This window comes from Gracilibacillus pellucidus, assembly GCF_033949965.1.
In the GTDB taxonomy this organism is placed as follows: domain Bacteria; phylum Bacillota; class Bacilli; order Bacillales; family Amphibacillaceae; genus Gracilibacillus; species Gracilibacillus pellucidus.
On sequence record NZ_JAWZSR010000008.1, the window covers coordinates 150,642 to 169,095 of the forward strand.

Here is an 18,454-nt window from a genome sequence, read left to right on the forward strand (position 1 = left end):
TAGATCATTCAAGGAGTTTCGATAATGTTGACAACTAGCACCCACAATGTAGATAAGCAACAGTTAGCAGATTTATATTCTTTTTTTGGACAACATAATGAGCAAGTTTATCAAGAACAAATGCTGGATTACTATGACAAGTTACATGAAAGCATGATACATATTTGTTTCAGTGGTCACTTCTCAGCAGGGAAATCAACAATCATTAATCAAATTATGAATGAATCATTGTTACCACAGAGCCCGATACCAACTAGTGCGAATATAGTAGAAATAAAAAAAGGTGAAGAAGCAATTATTGTCCATTTTGCACACCAATCTGCAATAAAGATGAACACTCTTCCTACAGTTGAACATTTACAGGAACTGTGTCGTGATGGAGATGAAGTGAAGAAAATAGAAATTTTTAAGCAAGTAGAGGGATTACCTAATGGAGTTACGTTAATGGATACACCAGGCATTGATGCTGCGAATGATGCTGATCGGATTATGACTGAATCTGCTCTACATCAAGTGGATGTCATGTTTTATGTGATGGACTATAATCATGTACAATCAGAAGTTAACGCACATTTCCTTAAGCAAATTGATGAAATGAATAAACCTTATTATGTCATTATCAATCAAATGGATAAACATGATGAGACAGAGCTCCCGTTTACTGCATTTCAGAAAAGTTTGGAACATGTATTGGTACAATGGGATATTCGGCCTGAACAAGTATTTTTTACATCAATGCAAACGAAAGATAACGTGATTAATCAATTTGATGAGCTAAAAAGAACAATCGATCAATTATGTTCGACTCACCATCAAGATGTGTTGCAAAATACGTTAAGTAATGGCGTTCATTATTCGGTCAAGGACGCTATTAAGAACAAACAAATCGAAACCAATGAACAATTAACCGAATTACAAGAAAAAAAAGCATCATTAATATTACCTGAGCACTCTTTTGAAGAAATCGGGCAACGTCTAGAGTCATTACAGGAGAAGAAAAAAAATATAGAAAAAGACTATAACCATCAAGTAGAACAGACAACGAAAAATGCGCAATTAATGCCATTTGATATTAGGGAAAAGGCAGAACATTGCTTGCAGGCATATGACCCCAAATTCAAAACGGGATTGTTCCGAAACCGTAAAAAAATTGAACAAGAACGAGAAGAACGATTGGATACCTTTTATCAAGCATTGAAAGAGAAAGTAGAAGCAAATTTAGAGTGGAAATTGAGAGATAAAATGACTGCATTTATGCAGGAATACATAACCTTTAATTTTTCGGAACAAGTATTTAAAGAGCAATTCAGTAAAAAAGCGTTAGTAGATATGATGAGTGATGGGGCGACCGCTAATGGAGAGTATGTGCTTGTTTATACAGATCACGTTGCGAATGAAGTAAAGAAAATCTATCGACAATATTATAAAACTAAATGGATGACCTATAAAGAACCAGTCCTAGGACCGATAGAAGAACAAATAACAGAAATCCAGGAGCAAATGAACATTCTTGAGAGATCCCAATCCATCCAGCAAAAAGTAAACGAAATACAACAAGTGATGGAAGAGTTCCAAGAGAAAGTGGAATCCCATTTGATGAAACAAGCTACGTTCGGAGAAGATGCATTAGAGCTATTAGTAGCGAAATCAAATGCAAGAATTGTTCATAAAATAGTCGATATGAAGGAGCTAACAAGAGAGGATGCAGAAAAGAAAGAAGCTAAACAAAGAGATATATCGCCAAAAGAAGAACATTCACCTTTGTATAGCTTTAATGAAACGATAGCTGATTTGGAAAAAGTAGAGCCGCTACTCGCAAACATAAGTGGACTCTCAACAATACGCCAAGAGATATTTAAAAAGAAAAACAGACTACGCAATCGTTCCTTTACGATCGCTTTATTTGGAGCATTTAGTGCTGGAAAATCATCATTTGCGAATGCGTTAATTGGTGAGAAGGTGCTGCCCGCATCACCAAATCCAACTACAGCTGCGATTAATAAAATCAGTCCACCTACCGAACAATACAACCATAAAGATGTTCGTGTAGCATGGAAACAAGAAAGAGAATTACTAGCTGATTTACAGGAAATGTTGTTACAAGAATGTCAAAGCCTTGATGATGCTTATAAAATAATAAGCAAGACAAAAATAGATCAATTAGATATTGCGGATAAATATAAGTCTTTTCTTACTGCTTTTTACAATGGTTATACCGATATGAAGGATAAAATTGGCACAGAATATACGATTGATTTTACAACGTTCCAAAGATATGTCCGTGATGAAGAGGTAGCTTGTTTTGTAAAGGAAATGGAGCTTTTTTATGATTGCCCTTTAACAGAAAATAAGATTACCTTAGTTGATACACCTGGAGCAGACTCTGTAAATGCTCGACATACAGACTTAGCATTTTCTTATATGAAGGATGCAGATGCTATTTTGTTTGTCACGTATTATAATCACCCGTTTTCTAAGCCAGATAAACAGTTTTTAGAACGGTTAGGTAATGTGAAGGATGCATTTGAATTAGACAAAATGTTCTTTATTATCAATGCAATCGACCTTGCTAAAGATAAGAAGGAAGCAGCACTTGTTCATGATTATGTAACAAAAGAGCTGCAGCAATTTGATATTAACAATCCACGGATGTACGCCGTTTCAAGTAAGCAGGCTGTAGAAGAAAAAACAGAAGCAACTGGATTACCTTCGTTTGAAGCGGATTTTTATCACTTTGTTCAAGAAGAATTAACACAGATGAGCATGCGGTCGATTTATATGGACTTATCTAGGGCAAAATCATTAGTAAGTAATTGGTTATCTATTATGAATGGAGATCAAGCTGAAAAAGAACGGTTAATGACAAAGGCGAAAAATAATCAACATAAGATTGAGCATGTCATTCAAGAAAGAAACGAATCCTTTTACTTAAAGCAAATACAGCAAAAGTTAACTAAGCAAATCTATTATGCAAAACAACGATTTTCCATTCAATATGATGATGTGTTTAAAGATTATGTGAATCCAGGTGCCATTCAGTCTTCTGGTCGTAAAGGAAAAAACGAAGTAGCTGTTAGTCTGCAGCAACTCGTCCAAGCAATCAATTTGCGCTTAACCTACGAATATCAGGCTATTTTCATTCGGGTGGAACAACATTTTCACCAAATTATCCGAAAAATGCGAGAAGACACGCTGGCAGAAATACAAAAGCTTGACCCGGAATTCTCCTTATCTGCAGCGGAGGATTATAAACTAGAAGAACCTAATATTGACCTAACATCTATCGATCCAGCGGAAAATACACTTGGAAAATGGAGTAACCATTATAAAGATTCTAAATCATTTTTCTCTGGAAATGGCCAAGAAAGATTAAAAACCGTTACGAATGACTACTTTACTGATGAGTGGCAGCTGGCAATGGAACGGCTAGAACAAGATTTATTGACATTTTATGAAGAACAATGGAATCAAGCAGACCAACAAGTTTGGAGTAACCACACGGAAGAAGTACAAGACTATTATCGACATGTGATCGAAGGGATGGAAGGTCAAGAGGAGAATAAAGAGGAGCTAAAACGATTGTATGAGCAATTGAATTGTATCGTAACTTCTCACGCGTAAACACAGTTCAAGAAAGCTAAGAAGGGGAGGACATGGGGTAAATAGATAATGGTCCTTCCCTAATAAGATTATTTGTTAAACGTTAATTGATCAAAGCCGCGGGCAATAGTTTCTGCAGAATGACTATCAGATCCGGGTTTCCATCTGATTCCTTTTGCGAGTGCTTTGTTAATGATTGATTGCGGTGGATAGAGCTCAAGGCAATCTGCTTTATACAGTCCAGCAGTATTAATATCCAACTCTAAATCACGTTGAACAATTAAATCAAGTAGTCTTTCTATCGTTACTGTATAACTACCATCAACGGCATATTTACGCTGATATTTATGAATCAATGTTAAATGACCGATTCGATTAGGTTTATATGGACCGAGGTCTGCAACAATCGCTTTTTCTACTGTTTGATAATACTTATCATAAACAGCTTCAATGCTGCCAAACAAACGAATGATTTTTGCAAACTCTGTATCACTGAAATCAATACATACATAACGACCATCTGGTGTTCTTAACATATGAACAGATAAAATCGCATCGTCGATATATGGACCATATGTTTTAAGAAAAGAAGTGATCGCATCTTCATAGCCTTCAATATAGTCTAGTTCAAAGCCTAGATTTATTTTTATTTGTGACTCATATGTTTTTTTGCAACGTTCAATAATCGCAATATACCGCTCCACATCCTCCCATGCCATTGCACTGTCTTTATCTGGTGTCGGATCAACGAACTCACTTGGTAGTGGAGCATGTTCTGTAAAAGTAATTTCTTTTAGCCCTTTTTGGATGGCTGTTTCAATATATTGTTCAATCGTGTCATCTGAACCATGTGGGCAAAATTGGGTATGTACGTGGTAATCACCGTCAAATTGCATAAGTATCTCTCCTTATATAAATAAGCTTGATATCTATTGTAAACAGAATTATAGAAAATGGAAAGTGAGATTGACAAATTTAAGAAAAGTATGCTAATCTAATATTACAAAATAACACTTTATTACGGTAGAGTGATAAACTAATAAAGCGCGGGATAGGATGTGACCGATATGTTTTTACCAGAAGGTAGTCAAGATGAAACAGGAGTTCAGATTTCCAACCGACTAAGAGCATATGAAATATTTAGACAAGTTACTTATAATAAAAGTTTCAGACAAATTTCTACGCCGGTAGTAGAATACGCTCAAACATTTACAAATGATGTTGCGGGAATGGATTTGCTCTCTATGTTGAAATGGTTTAACGGTGAAGGGGAAATCGAGGTGTTAAGACCAGACTGGACAACAGCGATAGCAAGAGCGATTGCTGGACAGCATCCATCTAAGCAAAAATGGTCTTATCAAGGTAGTGTCTTTCGATTTGATCAAGAAAATACGGAAAGTCGCCAAGCAGGTATTGAAATTGTTCATGCAGATCGCTTTTTCGGTGAGGCAGAGAGCTTACTAACTGCCATTGCCTATTTACAACAATTAGAGATTGATCAATATGTGATTGAACTAGGACATACTGGTATATTTGAAGCACTTGTTGCTCCTTTTGCTTTTACAGAGCTAGAAGAAGAACAATTGTTACAAGCAATGCATGATAAACGAACAGACTTAGTCGAAGCCATTGTGTTAAAGGCAGGAAATGCGGAACTAGCAGAGTCTTTATTAGCCTTAATCGATGCGTACGGTTCAAGAGATATTATTAAGCAGTATCGTCAAAAATGGTCGGACCGAGAAGATTTAATCGAAGTGTTGACGAATATTGAGAAGTTAATAGATTTATTGGAAGCATCAGGTGTATCAGAAGTAATTGTTGATCTCGGACGCGTGAAGAATCTACCGTACTATGACGGAATTATGTTCAGAGGCTTTTTAACCAATGACGGTTCTACTTGTTTTTCCGGAGGTAGATATGACAGGTTGTATAAGCAATTTGATATAACTACTTCTGCGGTAGGCCTTGCCTTTGATGTAGATGTATTAGCGAAGCATATGAAACCAGAACAAGAGCCAGATAAAATTTGTATACTAGCTTCTCCGGAAACACATGCGATTGCAGAGAAACATAGAATCGCAATGGATGAGCCAGTAGTCGATATTCAATATGAATTAAAGGACCAATCAGTCTATCATACAGTATATGAAGTGGTGGAAGAGGACGGTCAGTATAAGGTGGTTGAAAAATGAAGCCAGTAATTGCGTTAACAAAAGGACGATTAGAGAAGCAATTTGTACAATTTTTTAAAGAACTTGGTTATGAAGCAGAGCCTTTAATGGAAAAAGGTAGAAAGCTCCGTATCGAAACCAATGAATTTTCCTTCTTTTTTGCTAAAGGTGTCGATGTGACAACGTATGTAGAAAATGGTATCGCTGATCTAGGTGTTGTCGGTGGTGATATTTTGATTGAACATGAGCCAGATGTATTTAATCTATTTCCATTACCATTTGGTCATTGCCGAATGGCGCTAGCGACGAAGAAAGATTATGTGTGGCCAGATCAAAAGAAACGAATCGCGAGTACGTTTACACATATTACGAAATCTTACTTTAAAGAAAAAGGTGAGTCTGTTGATGTGATTAAATTAGAAGGATCGGTGGAGTTAGCACCGATTTTAGGTCTTGCAGATGCTATTGTTGATATTGTCGAGACAGGCACTACCTTGAAAGAAAACGGACTTGTTATTGAAGATGAATTTTTGTCATTTAGTGCAAGATTAATTGCGAATCGTTCATCGTTAAAAATAAAGAGAGAGAAATTAGTACCAGTCATTGAACGGTTTAGGGAAGGGGCGAAAAAAAGATGATTCCTTTATTATCTGTGGAGGAATTCCTCACAAAAGCAGCACCAGAAAAAACAAATAGTCAAGAACAGCAACAATTTTTACAAGCTGCAGCAAGTATTATCGCTGATGTACAGAATGCTGGTGATCAAGCTGTTCGCACATATATCGAAAAATTTGACGGAAAAGCGCCAGCGACATTTCTTGTTACGGAAGAGGAGCGCAGAGCAGCTTGGGATAAAGTAGATCAAGACGTGATAGAGGCGTTACAACGAGCGGCAAAGAATATTCGAAGCTTCCACCAAAAGCAAGTAAACAATTCTCGTATGATGCAAATGGATGAAGATATTATTGCTGGGCAGTTATATCGCTCGATTGACCGTGTTGGTATTTATGTACCTGGAGGAACCGCGGTATATCCTTCATCTGTATTAATGAATGCTATTCCTGCTGTACTTGCTGGAGTTAATGATGTGATGATGACAACACCAGTAAAGGATGGAGAAGAGCTTGATCCCGTTCTAGCTGTAGCAGCTGATATTGCTGGTGTAACGAATATTTATCGTGTTGGTGGTGTACAGGCGATTGCAGCACTTGCTTATGGAACGGAAACTATTCCAAAGGTTGATAAAATTGTAGGACCAGGTAATGCATATGTTGCTGCTGCAAAAAAATTAGTCTATGGCGATGTCGGCATTGATATGATTGCTGGTCCAAGTGAAGTAGCCATTATTGCAGACCAATCTGCCAATCCTGTATTTATTGCAGCTGATTTAATTGCACAAGCAGAACATGATACAAATGCGCGCGCATTCCTTATTACAACCTCTGCTGTGTTAGCAGAACGAGTGCAACAAGAATTAGTGACACAATGTAAGGAATTACCACGACAATCAATTGCAACCACTTCTTTACAAGAAAAAGGTGCTGCAGTAGTTGTTCAAGATTTACAAAAGGCGTTTGAATTATCAAACAAACTTGCACCGGAGCATTTAGAAATTCAAGTGACAGATCCGCTCAGTCATTTGAGTAAAGTGCGTCATGCGGGTTCCGTCTTTTTAGGTCCATATACACCAGAAGCAATAGGGGATTATTTTGCTGGTCCTAATCACGTATTGCCAACGTCTGGAACTGCTCGATTTTCATCCGGATTATCTGTCGATGACTTTGTCAAAAAAACGACTTACTTATATTACACAGAGCAAGCATTACGTGATGCTGGGGAAGCTGTTGTAACGATAGCTAACCAAGAACAGCTTGAAGGACATGGACTTGCAGTGAGTAAACGTTTGGAGGAGAAATAATGAGAACAGCTAGTAAACGAAGAGAAACACTAGAAACAAAGATTGATATATCTGTTAACTTAGATGATCCGTCAGAAGTACGTATTGAAACAGGCGTTGGATTTTTTGACCATATGTTAGAAGCTTTTGCACGTCATGGTAGGATTGGATTAGTCGTAAAAGCCTCAGGTGACTTACACATTGATAGTCACCATACGGTAGAAGACGTAGGTATTGTGTTAGGTCAATTGATTAAAGAAGCACTAGGCGATAAAAAATCAATTAATCGTTTTGGAAGTGCCTATGTACCAATGGATGAAGCACTAGGCTTTGTCGCTTTAGATATTAGTGGTCGGCCTTTTCTTGTATTTGATGGAGAATTTTCTAATCAAAAGCTAGGTAATTTTGATACAGAGCTAGTCCAAGAATTTTTACAAGCATTTGCTTTTCAATCGGCGATAACATTACATGCAAAAGTAATGTATGGTCACAATACACACCATAAAATTGAAGCGGTTTTCAAAGCACTTGGTCGTGCATTAGGTGAGGCAGTTCGAATCAATCCTGATATTAAAGGGGTTAATTCTACAAAGGGGTTAATCGAATGATCGCAATTGTAGATTATGGTATGGGAAATGTAGCAAGTGTTAGAACAGCCTTTGAACAATTAGGCTACGAGGTGGAAATTACAGATTCTATCGATAGATTAGAAGCTGCAAGTCATATTATTCTACCTGGTGTAGGATCTTTTCAAGCTGCCGTTCAAGAGATTCAAGAGCGAAACTTAGCAGAACCTTTACGTAAACTCGCACAAGAAAAGCCTTTTTTAGGTATATGTCTAGGCATGCAATTACTTTTTGATAAAGGCTATGAAAATGGGGTTTCAGATGGATTAGGGCTTATACCCGGTGAGGTTACTAGAATCGAAACAACCTATATTTTGCCACATATCGGCTGGAACCAGCTACAAATTGAAAATGATAATCAAGCTTTTGCAGCGTTTCAAGAGAAACATGTTTACTTTGTTCATTCTTTCCAAGCGAGAACAGCACAAAAGTATTTGGTTGCTACGGCAGATTATGGCACGCAAGTACCAGGTATTGTTCAAAATGGGCATGTGTATGGCATGCAATTTCACCCAGAAAAAAGTGGGGAAGTTGGTGTCGAGCTTTTAAAAGTATTTTTAGAAGAAACGAAAAGCGATAGGAGGCAAATTGTATGATTGCCAAACGTATTATTCCTTGTTTAGACGTGAAGGAAGGAAAAGTAGTAAAAGGAACAAATTTTGTCGGCTTGCGAGAACTAGGTGATCCAGTAGAAATGGCATCGAACTATTCGAAAACAGGTGCTGATGAAATTATCTTTTTAGATATTTCTGCAACAAATGAAGGACGTCAAACAATGGTCGAGATTGTTAAACAAACAGCTGAACAAGTTTTTGTTCCTTTTACCGTTGGTGGTGGTGTACGAACAATTGATGATGTAACTCGTTTGTTACAAGCTGGTGCCGATAAAGTAGCGATGAACTCAGCAGCTGTTAACAATCCACAACTAATAACAGAAGCATCTGATCGATTTGGTGCCCAATGTGTTGTCGTAGCAATTGATGCGAAACGAGTTGGTGAGAAGTGGCACGTCATGACACATGGTGGAACAAAGGATACTGACTTGGACGCGATAGAATGGGCAAAAGAAGCAGAGAAACGAGGAGCAGGTGAAATCTTGCTGACAAGCGTCGATACAGACGGTGTCAAAGATGGTTTTGACATTACGCTTACCGAAGCGGTAGTTCATGCAGTCCGTATTCCCGTTATTGCTTCTGGTGGTGTTGGAAAACCTGAGCATTTCCCAGAAGTATTTAAGAAGACAGATGTATCAGCTGGCTTAGCAGCATCAATCTTCCATGAAAACACATTTACAGTCAAACAAGTCAAAGATGTCTGCATCAATCAAGGAGTGAATATTCGTGAAGCCTGATTTTTCAAAAGGACTTATACCAGCAATCGTAACAGATTATTATACAAAAGATGTACTTATGCTTGCTTATATGAATGAAGAAGCATATGAAAAGACACTAGAAACGAAACAGACATGGTTTTATTCTAGATCACGTGATGAGTTATGGAATAAGGGGGCAACCTCTGGTAACACACAAGAAGTACAATCGATCGACTTAGATTGTGACCAAGATACAGTACTCATTCAAGTAATACCAGCAGGTCCAGCATGTCACACTGGTGTAACGTCATGCTTTTACAATCGAATAGCAGAAAAAGAAGCAAACTTTGATCCAGCTATTATTGAAGAGGTAATGGCAGAAGTCAAGCAACGTAAAACAGAACGCATAGAAAATTCCTATACGAATTATTTATTTGATAAAGGTGTCGATAAAATCGGTAAAAAAGTAATTGAAGAAGCCGGAGAAGTAGTGATTGCAGCAAAAAATAATGATAAACAGGAATTAACTAACGAAGTCAGTGATTTGTTATACCATACGTTTGTGATGATGGCAAATCAAGGCGTAGAATTAGAAGATGTAAAACAAGAATTATCCAATCGCTTTAGTAAGAAAGGGAACAATAAAGGTGATCGGGCAGAGATTGAAAAATGGTAAGAAGCTAAGGAAGGAAAGGCGACCAACTGGTACATACAGGAGGTTGCCTTTTTTGATGTTTCTTATTTTTTCCTGTATAGTGATGATATGTAAATTAGTAAACTTGTAAAATCATAGTAGACAGTAGATTATTCCTGTGTGATAAGAATTCTTCACTTTCATATGAATTTCCGAATGAATGTAACGAAGCAGTGTGACAATTGATATTCTTTGTGGCAAGATTACTCGCCCGGAGACGGTATTGATTGTAACTTGGATACATAATAGAGTACAGACTAACAAAAGCAATACATGAAAAAGTGTTATTATATAATTGATAACAAGGGGAGAGTTTTCTCATTATGATTGAAATAGTAGGAAATAAAGTTGTATTAAAAGAAGCAACAAATAAGGATATTGATGAACTATATTTTTGGAAATTTGAAGAAAAAGAACAAGAAGCCAAAAAGTGGAACGGCCCCTATATTCCTGAAGAGAAAATAACTAAAGAAGAGTATAAAAAAGCATGGGAGCAAGAGATTTTTACAGATATTCCTGCTTCTCTCGTTATAAAATGTGATGGAAAGGCTATTGGTTATGTCGGTTCCTATTGGGTGGATAAAAACACAAACTGGCTTGAAACAGGTATCGTTATTTATGATAGTAATTTTTGGAACGGTGGATATGGTTCAGAAAGCTATAAACTTTGGATTGATTATCTTTTTACATCCACTGATATACACAGATTAGGTATGTCAACTTGGTCGGGAAACACAAGAATGATGAAGGTAGCAGAAAAAATAGGAATGCAAGAAGAAGCAAGAATTAGAGAGGCAAGAAAGGTTAATGGTAAATATTTTGATGCAATTAAAATGGGAATATTGAGAAAAGATTGGAAGAAATAAACAGTAATTAAATTCATTACTTCTTCAACTATAAAATGCAGTAATAAAACAACGATAGTAAATAAGAACATAATTTTTAAAGTAATTATGTCTAGAATTTTGAGAATTTTCACTCAAATTAACGAGCAGTTTAGTAGAAAAGGGATGGGAGAATAGGAGGAATAAAGAAAATCTCATATATGAACGCACTTGAATGGTATTTGAAGTAATTCAAGTCACATTAGAGTTTGTAAGTTTAACACGCCTTTTAACATTGTTTTCTATAAACTTTAGTAGAGTGCTATTGGAAATTACGTGATAGAAGCATATGAAGGCTATATATTAAACGAGGACTATCCATAATAGAAACACAGATGTATTGAAGGAGTGATTTTACATGGTAAATGAGAAAGAAATTATCGAAATTATTAAAGAAGATGAATGGATGATGGATATTTTAAAAGCAGCAAAATCATTGAATCTACCCGATTGGTGGGTATGTGCAGGGTTTGTTCGCTCTAAAGTATGGGATACCTTGCATCATTTCAGTGATAGAACACCAATCCCTGATATAGATGTCATTTATTTTGATCCCGCTAACATCGATGAATTAGAAGAAAAGAAGTTGGAAGAAACGCTTAAAAACCTTCTGCCCAACACACCTTGGTCTGTAAAGAATGAAGCAAGGATGCATATTAAAAGCAATATGTCTCCGTATACTTCTGCCGTTGATGCTATTTCTAAATTTCCAGAGACAGCGACAGCTCTAGGAGTGAAATTGGATGAAAAAGATAATGTGATACTAACTGCTCCTTGTGGAATTAGTGATGTTCTCCAGCTAAAAGTGAAGCCGAATCATTTTTTTACAGAGGATAAAGAAAGAATCAATATATATGAAGAACGAATAGCAAAAAAGGATTGGAAATCCATTTGGCCCAAACTAACAATTCAATATGTTAAAGATACTTATTAAATAAATTCGTTAGATTAACTGAAAAGATTTTTGTTTCTACGATGACTCAATCTAAACGGATAATTGTACAAGGTTACTTAAATGATGAAAAGTAAAGATGGAATGTAAAATAATAGGTAAAGGAATGATGGATAGTGAAAATTTCAAGAAATCCTGATACAGTACATAATCCAGTTGCCCCTTATGTACATCAAATTGAGGTAACAGGGCCAAATAGGTGGTTAACATTATCTGGACAATTGGGTATGGGGATAGATGGTAATGTACCAGAAAATCCGCTAGAACAACTGCAATTAGCTTTAAAAAACATAGAGAAGAATCTTGATGCTGCTGAAATGGAGATTGCAGATTTGACTAAAATGGTATTCTACTTAGTTGGAGATTTTGAAGCAGAACAACGAAGAAAAATCATTGGAGATTTTCTTGGAGAACATCTTCCTTGTACTACAATGATTTATGTAGTAGCGTTAGCAGCACCACAGTTTAAAGTAGAAATCGATGCATGGGCGTGTAAAGAAATTTAATAATGAATATAGCTATTAGGTTAGTACGTAGTAGACTTATACTGCGCAATAAAGTAAGTATTTCCAAAATTTTCGGAAATCAGAAGAATTACTCTTTATCTTCTGGTATTGATTTAAGAGTGAAGATAAGTGACATTGTGAATTTATTCACTTCAACTAACGGGCAGTAATGCTTAAGAAGGTTTAAGAAAGAAAGGGAATGGTTTAAGGAAATAAAGAATATGACAGTTGAGGGGGAATACGAAAATGAAACAAAATTTGGGTACCGAAGAAGCAATAAAAAGATGGGATACCTTTGCAGATACATATTCAAAGAATCACACTGAACAAGGAGACCTTCATAAAGAGGTATTCCTAAACCCCACTTTATTTTCGCTGATGGGGAATATAAAAAATAAAAAAGTTTTAGATGCAGGATGTGGTGAAGGGTATTTAAGTAGAATTTTTTACAAGTCTGGTGCCATTGTTACAGCAGTTGATTATTCTCCAAGGATGATAGAAATTACGAAAGAAAGAACACCGAATGATTTGTTAATTGATTATAGACAAGGTAACTGTGAGGACTTAAATACTTTAGAAGATAATAGTTTTGATTTAATTGTGTCCAATATGGTTATCCAAGACCTTGCTAATTATGATAAAGCATTTCAAGAAATGTATAGGTTATTAGTAGATGGAGGGAGTTTTATTTTTTCGATTCTACATCCTTGTTTTATTACGCCTAAAAGTGGTTGGGAGAAAACAGAAAGTGGTGAAAAATTGCACTGGAACGTAGATAATTATTTTTATGAAGGTGTATATGAGCAACCTGCTTTGGGGGATAAAGAAAAAATGTTATTCTTCCATAGAACACTAACAAGCTATGTTAATACTTTAATAAACACTGGTTTTACAATAGAAAGCATTGTAGAACCAAAGCCATCAAAAGAAATGCTTAAAAAATACCCTTCATTCGAAGAAGACTTTAGATGTGCTGATTTTATGGTGTTTAAATTAAAAAAATAAGGGGATTATAAAATAAATTTTGTTCAACAAACGGGTGCATGAGTTAAAAAAGGTGATCCAATTGGATCACCTTTTCTTATGGTTGAAATTCTTATTCTATATTTGGAATTTATGTTAGTATTTACATAGAGAAGTTATTAAGCTAATGCAGCAGGTTTATGAAAGAACTTAATAATTACAATTGAAACAAAACTGATGATAATTCGTATTAAGTTATAAAAGGGGGATTTTTTTATGAAAAAGAAACCTATGAACTTTATCACAATGGTTTTGGGGGTTGTTGTAGGAATAGCTATATATGAAGGAATAAAGGTTCTAATCCAAAATTTATTTTAATTGTGAAACAGTGTACTTAAACTAACGGGGTGCAATAGCTCAAGTACCTTTGACTATTCGGCAATCGGGCAGATTGTTATATATCATTACGTATATAGGGGGCGATAATTTTGACTAAATTTTACCTTTGGGGAATTATAGGTGTTCTTATAGGAATTATAGGTATAAGTACGATTCAAAATGGAGAAATAAATTGGGTGCTAATCTTATTAATTTCTTCTATATGGCTAATTAATCATAAGGAAATGGAGAAAGATCATTGAACAATCGGGTGCAAGAGTTGAAAAGAGCAACGCATATTACAACAGCGTTGCTCTTTAATATTTTAGAAATATCTTCTATAAAGCTCTTGTCGCAGTCTACCACTTAGTTCTGCGTATATCCTCGTAGTTTCGCTTTTTTCGTGACCTAATAGGCTTTGAATAACTTCTAATGGGGCACCATTATTTAACAAGTGTGTTGCGTAACTGTGTCTTAACTGGTGGGGGTGAATTGTTTTATTTATTCCTGCTCGTTTGGAAATACGTTTAATGATATACCTCATCTGAGCTATGCTCATTCTATGTGGAGAGCGTTCTGTGACAAATATTGCTGGATCGTTATCGTATCTGGTATCTAAATATTTCTTTAGCCAAATATCACAACGTATATTAAAGTATACTTCTCGTTCCTTATCTCCTTTACCACGTATAATGGCAGATTGGCTTCCCCAATTTATACTATTTCGATCCAAGGTAACAATTTCTCCTATACGACAACCAGTAGAAAACATAAATTCAAATAAGGATTTTTCCATTGGAGAAAAGCAAGCATCTCTAAGATATTCAATTTCTCTTTCAGTAAGGAATTTGGGAATCCTCTTTCCAACTCTCGGTTCCTTTATTTTACTAGCAGGATTTAACTCAATGAAACCCTCCTCGTGCAACCATCGAAATAGGGACCTTAAAAATCTAATACGATGCGACAAACTTGAAGGCTTTAAACTATTACTCGATTCAGCTAAATAATCCTTCAGTTGTAGGGTTGATATTTTACTTATGTCGATATTCCCAAAGTAATCTGTAAGTAGCTTCGCTTACAACCTATAAGCATGTAATGTTTGTGCTGAAAAACCCTCAATTCTCTTGTCTGCCTCATAAGATTGTGCGGCTTCCGATAATAACATAATTGCTCACTCCCAAAAGTATTATTATCAACATCTTTACCACTAAGTTGAATAAAATAAGTTTTTAAAATATTCGGGTGAATCGAGTGGGATTTATTGTTAGAATTAAGATAGGTTATTCAACTAAAGCAGCAGAATAGTTCAACAAGAGTTTTGAAATAAAATTAGAAAGAGACCAAAAGGGAGTATTACTGAATGAAAAATCTTATCCTAATGAAATTGGACAGAATAATGACGTGTTAATTGTAAACGGATCTTTGGTTTTTAGATTTCCCAAATATAAAAATGGAATAATTCAATTAAAAAGAGAGACGGAAATTTTGAAATATATTAAAGATATTGTCTCAACCCCTATTCCGAATCCAATATATCAATACTTTGAAGAGTTAGAACCAGGTAAGGTCTTTACTGGCTATAATCTAATAGGTGGTGTTCCTTTATGGAAGGAAAGTTTAATAGGTATTAAAAATTTTGAATTGGTTAAAGGGTTAGCAAATCAACTTGTTTCTTTTCTAATAGAACTACATTCGATTTCAGAAGAAAGAGCAAGTCGAGACTTGAAACTAAAAGTTCGTAATCCTCGTATAAAAATGTATAACCTGTACGATAGGATTGAAAATAAATTATTTCCTTATATTAAAAAAGACGCTCAAAGAGAAATAACAGACTGCTTTGAAACGTCCCTAAAAGGGGAAGCATTCTCAAATTTAGATATAACACTGATTCACTGAGATTTCGGAGCTTCAAACATCTTGTGGAATCCAGATACAAGTAGAATTTCGGGGATAATTGATTTTGATGGTTCTGGTTTAGGAGACCCAGCTTATGATTTTGCTGGAATATTCTCCAGCTATGGTAGAGATTTTTTGATATTTGTATTAGTCTATATCCTAATGGAGAAGAGATATCAGAGCGAGTTAAGTTTTATAAGAGTACATTCGCTCTGCAAGAAGCATTGCACGGGATTGAGAATAACGATAAACGGGCATTTGAAAGTGGAATTAAAGATTATAGGTAGATAGCTCGTTTCACTATAGGGAGCATTTCTGCAATAGCATTTTCTTATTTTCGAAACAAGTTAAAGGAAAAAAATGTTACATTTGATTTGGCGATAACGTTCTTCGACTAAACGGACAGGTTAGTCGAATAAAATATCGGAGGGGAATACAATGAAGGCTTCAGACGAAAAAAATATTATTGAATCATATAACAAGAAAGCAATTGAGAGAGATACTTATAGTTTGCAAGACTGGAAGGTTAAAGAACGAGATGTTTTCTTGAATAAAATAAAAAAAGAAAAATGCGGTAGTTTATTGGAAATTGGAGCAGGAACCGGGAAAGATAGCCTTTACTTTAAAGAACAAGGTTTAAATACTATAAGTACCGATATTTCTCCTGAAATGGTTAAATTGTGTAAGGAAAAAGGTTTAAGTGCTAAAGTGATGAATTTTTCCAGTATTGATTTTCCAAATAATCACTTTGATTCTATTTGGGCACTTAATTGTCTACTTCATGTTTCAAAAGAAGACATAAAAGGCGCTCTAAATGAAATCAAAAGGGTATTAAAGCCATCTGGTTTATTTTATATGGGGGTTTATGGTGGAGAAAATTATGAGGGAATCTGGGAAGGAGATTCTTATACACCCAAGAGGTTTTTTTCCTTTTATGAAGATGAATCCATAAAACAATTACTATCAGAGTTGTTTTCAATCGATTATTTTAATGTAGTACCTAATGAAATAGTTGGTGGAAAATATCACTTTCAATCCATAATTTTAAGAAAATAATTTTACCAATTTCACTTGCAACTAGAGATTTTGTGAAAATTTACACTTAAACTAACGAAGCGAGTTACTCAAATATACTTGTTAATTATTGTAATAAAAAGTAAGAATGAACGTTCTATTACATTACAATTTGTGGTAATGGGGAAGTTGAAATATTCTAATATTTTTGAGGAGGATATAAAATGAACAAAACGCTAAGTCAGTTTGAAAAGATGATCGATAATATTTTGGGCTTAAAAGAATTTTCTGAAGAGATACTATCTGAACCTACTAAAGAAGGGAAATGGTCAATTAGAGAAATCGTGGGTCATCTATATTATTGGGATAAATTCAACTTAGAAAATATGGTACCCTTAATGATTAAAGATGCTGATTTACCGAAGTTCCCAGACCATGACCAACATAACGAAGAAGCTATGAGATTTATTAAAGATTACTCAGATGAAACTATCATAGATAATTTTGTTTTAACTCGAAAGGAGTTAGCTGAAAGAATTTCAAAATTAGACGAAGATGTTAGGTTTACTATTGGTGGAGGTAAAAGAAAATTCTCAGGAGAAAGTTTTACAAAAATTTTCATAAAACACGATGCTCACCACTCAAAACAAATCACTGAAAAATTACATAATTAAAAATGGTGAGAGTCATGTTAAACCAACTGGAAGCGCATCCATAATAAGAAAAAGTTGAATTTAGTCAGTGTGGAGTGAATTATAATGACTAATTTCGATACAAATAAAACTTTGAATGAGTTGGAATGAACTTTATTAAACGAATCTTTTTAATTCCAGTCTAATCAGAAGATGGGTAAGTTTAAGGGATAAAAGCTAAGAGATTTTACTGCTGGTGAATTAAGAGTAATGAACAGTAAAAAAATGGATTTAGATTACATGATTTCATTAGCAATCGAAATTCTTGCGAACAACTCTTTTGCGGAAGGAGATTTGTATATTGTCGACTTACTAGAACTAGTTCTGCAAGTTGATAATGAATTCTGGAAGCAGAATGAGAATTTGTATTACGAGTTTAATGAAGTTATAACAGAGGTGAAATCAACATTTGAAACACTTATATCAGTTATTAAAAAGTTTGACTCAACAAAGTGAAGTCTTATTAAATATAAGGGTGGCTTTAGTTGAGCAAGCTTGTATCCAAAGAGCTTGTTTTTCTGCATAGTACAACGATACTGTTTAAAAATTTCTGGGACGATTACGTTTATTAAGTGATTGTCTCTTCTTCGTATTTGACTATTACTACGCCCTAAATAACTTGATAGAATCAAAGTAAAGTAAAGTAAAGTAAAGAAATATCTTTTTATGTATAGGTGATACTTTTAACAAACAGGCCCGTTTATGGAATAGCACCTGTAAAAAATCAGACACCAATGTTAAGGTTCAAAAAGATGTTGTGAATTATTGAACTAAATTGAGCGAGATATTATTTAAAAAGAGAAAACAAAAATCCCGTATCCTTTATTGTATACGGGATTATGATTGAATATTTTATAAAAATAGTTGAC

Annotated in this window: 18 protein-coding genes and 1 pseudogene; 17 read left to right on the forward strand and 2 right to left on the reverse strand. The window is 35.1% G+C overall.

Annotated elements, in window-relative coordinates; genetic code table 11:
• Positions 1–24 precede the first annotated feature (24 nt).
• Positions 25–3,621, forward strand: coding sequence for a dynamin family protein (locus SH601_RS13790; RefSeq protein ID WP_319958913.1), 3,597 nt, complete (start codon positions 25–27; stop codon positions 3,619–3,621).
• A gap of 68 nt (positions 3,622–3,689) precedes the next feature.
• Here SH601_RS13790 and hisJ read toward each other — a convergent pair whose 3' ends face one another.
• The gene (gene hisJ / locus SH601_RS13795; protein WP_319958914.1) at positions 3,690–4,496 is read right to left on the reverse strand and encodes a histidinol-phosphatase HisJ; all 807 of its coding nucleotides are present in this window, start codon (positions 4,494–4,496) and stop codon (positions 3,690–3,692) included.
• 171 nt (positions 4,497–4,667) lie between these two features.
• On the opposite strand from hisJ, the gene SH601_RS13800 reads away from it, so the two are divergent.
• The 11 genes from SH601_RS13800 to SH601_RS13850 all read left to right on the forward strand — a co-directional run bounded on the left by SH601_RS13800 (position 4,668) and on the right by SH601_RS13850 (position 13,647).
• Positions 4,668–5,792, forward strand: a complete 1,125-nt coding sequence (locus SH601_RS13800) for an ATP phosphoribosyltransferase regulatory subunit (RefSeq protein ID WP_319958916.1) — start codon at positions 4,668–4,670, stop codon at positions 5,790–5,792.
• A complete protein-coding gene (hisG, locus tag SH601_RS13805; RefSeq protein WP_319958917.1) occupies positions 5,789–6,409 on the forward strand; it encodes an ATP phosphoribosyltransferase in 621 nt (206 codons plus the stop codon). The genes SH601_RS13800 and hisG overlap by 4 nt, the downstream gene beginning before the upstream one ends.
• Entirely contained in the window at positions 6,406–7,689 is a 1,284-nt protein-coding gene (gene hisD, locus SH601_RS13810) for a histidinol dehydrogenase (protein ID WP_319958918.1), read from the forward strand. The genes hisG and hisD overlap by 4 nt, the downstream gene beginning before the upstream one ends.
• Positions 7,689–8,276, forward strand: a complete 588-nt coding sequence (gene hisB / locus SH601_RS13815; protein ID WP_319958919.1) for an imidazoleglycerol-phosphate dehydratase HisB — start codon at positions 7,689–7,691, stop codon at positions 8,274–8,276. The genes hisD and hisB overlap by 1 nt, the downstream gene beginning before the upstream one ends.
• Entirely contained in the window at positions 8,273–8,890 is a 618-nt protein-coding gene (hisH, locus tag SH601_RS13820; RefSeq protein ID WP_319958920.1) for an imidazole glycerol phosphate synthase subunit HisH, read from the forward strand. Before hisB ends, hisH begins: the two co-directional genes overlap by 4 nt.
• The gene (hisF, locus tag SH601_RS13825; protein WP_319958921.1) at positions 8,887–9,645 is read left to right on the forward strand and encodes an imidazole glycerol phosphate synthase subunit HisF; all 759 of its coding nucleotides are present in this window, start codon (positions 8,887–8,889) and stop codon (positions 9,643–9,645) included. The genes hisH and hisF overlap by 4 nt, the downstream gene beginning before the upstream one ends.
• Complete coding sequence (hisIE, locus tag SH601_RS13830; protein ID WP_319958922.1) at positions 9,635–10,282, forward strand: bifunctional phosphoribosyl-AMP cyclohydrolase/phosphoribosyl-ATP diphosphatase HisIE; 648 nt, start codon at positions 9,635–9,637, stop codon at positions 10,280–10,282. Before hisF ends, hisIE begins: the two co-directional genes overlap by 11 nt.
• A 341-nt stretch (positions 10,283–10,623) precedes the next feature.
• Entirely contained in the window at positions 10,624–11,166 is a 543-nt protein-coding gene (locus SH601_RS13835; RefSeq protein WP_319958923.1) for a GNAT family N-acetyltransferase, read from the forward strand.
• Positions 11,167–11,542: 376 nt separating this feature from the next.
• Complete coding sequence (locus SH601_RS13840; protein ID WP_319958924.1) at positions 11,543–12,118, forward strand: nucleotidyltransferase family protein; 576 nt, start codon at positions 11,543–11,545, stop codon at positions 12,116–12,118.
• 134 nt (positions 12,119–12,252) lie between these two features.
• A complete protein-coding gene (locus SH601_RS13845; protein ID WP_319958925.1) occupies positions 12,253–12,642 on the forward strand; it encodes a RidA family protein in 390 nt (129 codons plus the stop codon).
• 246 nt (positions 12,643–12,888) lie between these two features.
• On the forward strand, positions 12,889–13,647 hold the full coding sequence (locus SH601_RS13850) for a class I SAM-dependent methyltransferase (RefSeq protein ID WP_319958926.1): 759 nt from the start codon (positions 12,889–12,891) through the stop codon (positions 13,645–13,647).
• A 661-nt stretch (positions 13,648–14,308) separates the two neighbouring features.
• On the opposite strand, the gene SH601_RS13855 is transcribed toward SH601_RS13850, so the two are convergent.
• Positions 14,309–15,022 (reverse strand): tyrosine-type recombinase/integrase, encoded by a 714-nt coding sequence (locus SH601_RS13855; RefSeq protein ID WP_413775133.1) that lies wholly within the window; start codon positions 15,020–15,022, stop codon positions 14,309–14,311.
• 446 nt (positions 15,023–15,468) lie between these two features.
• Here SH601_RS13855 and SH601_RS13860 point away from each other — a divergent pair, with 446 nt between their 5' ends.
• From SH601_RS13860 to SH601_RS13880, 5 genes and pseudogenes are all read left to right on the forward strand, one after another.
• Entirely contained in the window at positions 15,469–15,879 is a 411-nt protein-coding gene (locus SH601_RS13860; RefSeq protein WP_319958927.1) for a hypothetical protein, read from the forward strand.
• Between the two features lie 21 nt (positions 15,880–15,900).
• Positions 15,901–16,170, forward strand: coding sequence for a phosphotransferase (locus SH601_RS13865; RefSeq protein ID WP_319958928.1), 270 nt, complete (start codon positions 15,901–15,903; stop codon positions 16,168–16,170).
• Between the two features lie 147 nt (positions 16,171–16,317).
• Complete coding sequence (locus SH601_RS13870; RefSeq protein ID WP_319958929.1) at positions 16,318–16,935, forward strand: class I SAM-dependent methyltransferase; 618 nt, start codon at positions 16,318–16,320, stop codon at positions 16,933–16,935.
• 182 nt (positions 16,936–17,117) lie between these two features.
• On the forward strand, positions 17,118–17,567 hold the full coding sequence (locus SH601_RS13875; protein ID WP_319958930.1) for a DinB family protein: 450 nt from the start codon (positions 17,118–17,120) through the stop codon (positions 17,565–17,567).
• Positions 17,568–17,774: 207 nt separating this feature from the next.
• Positions 17,775–18,041, forward strand: a pseudogene (locus SH601_RS13880) (contact-dependent growth inhibition system immunity protein); the annotation flags it as partial.
• Positions 18,042–18,454 lie beyond the last annotated feature (413 nt).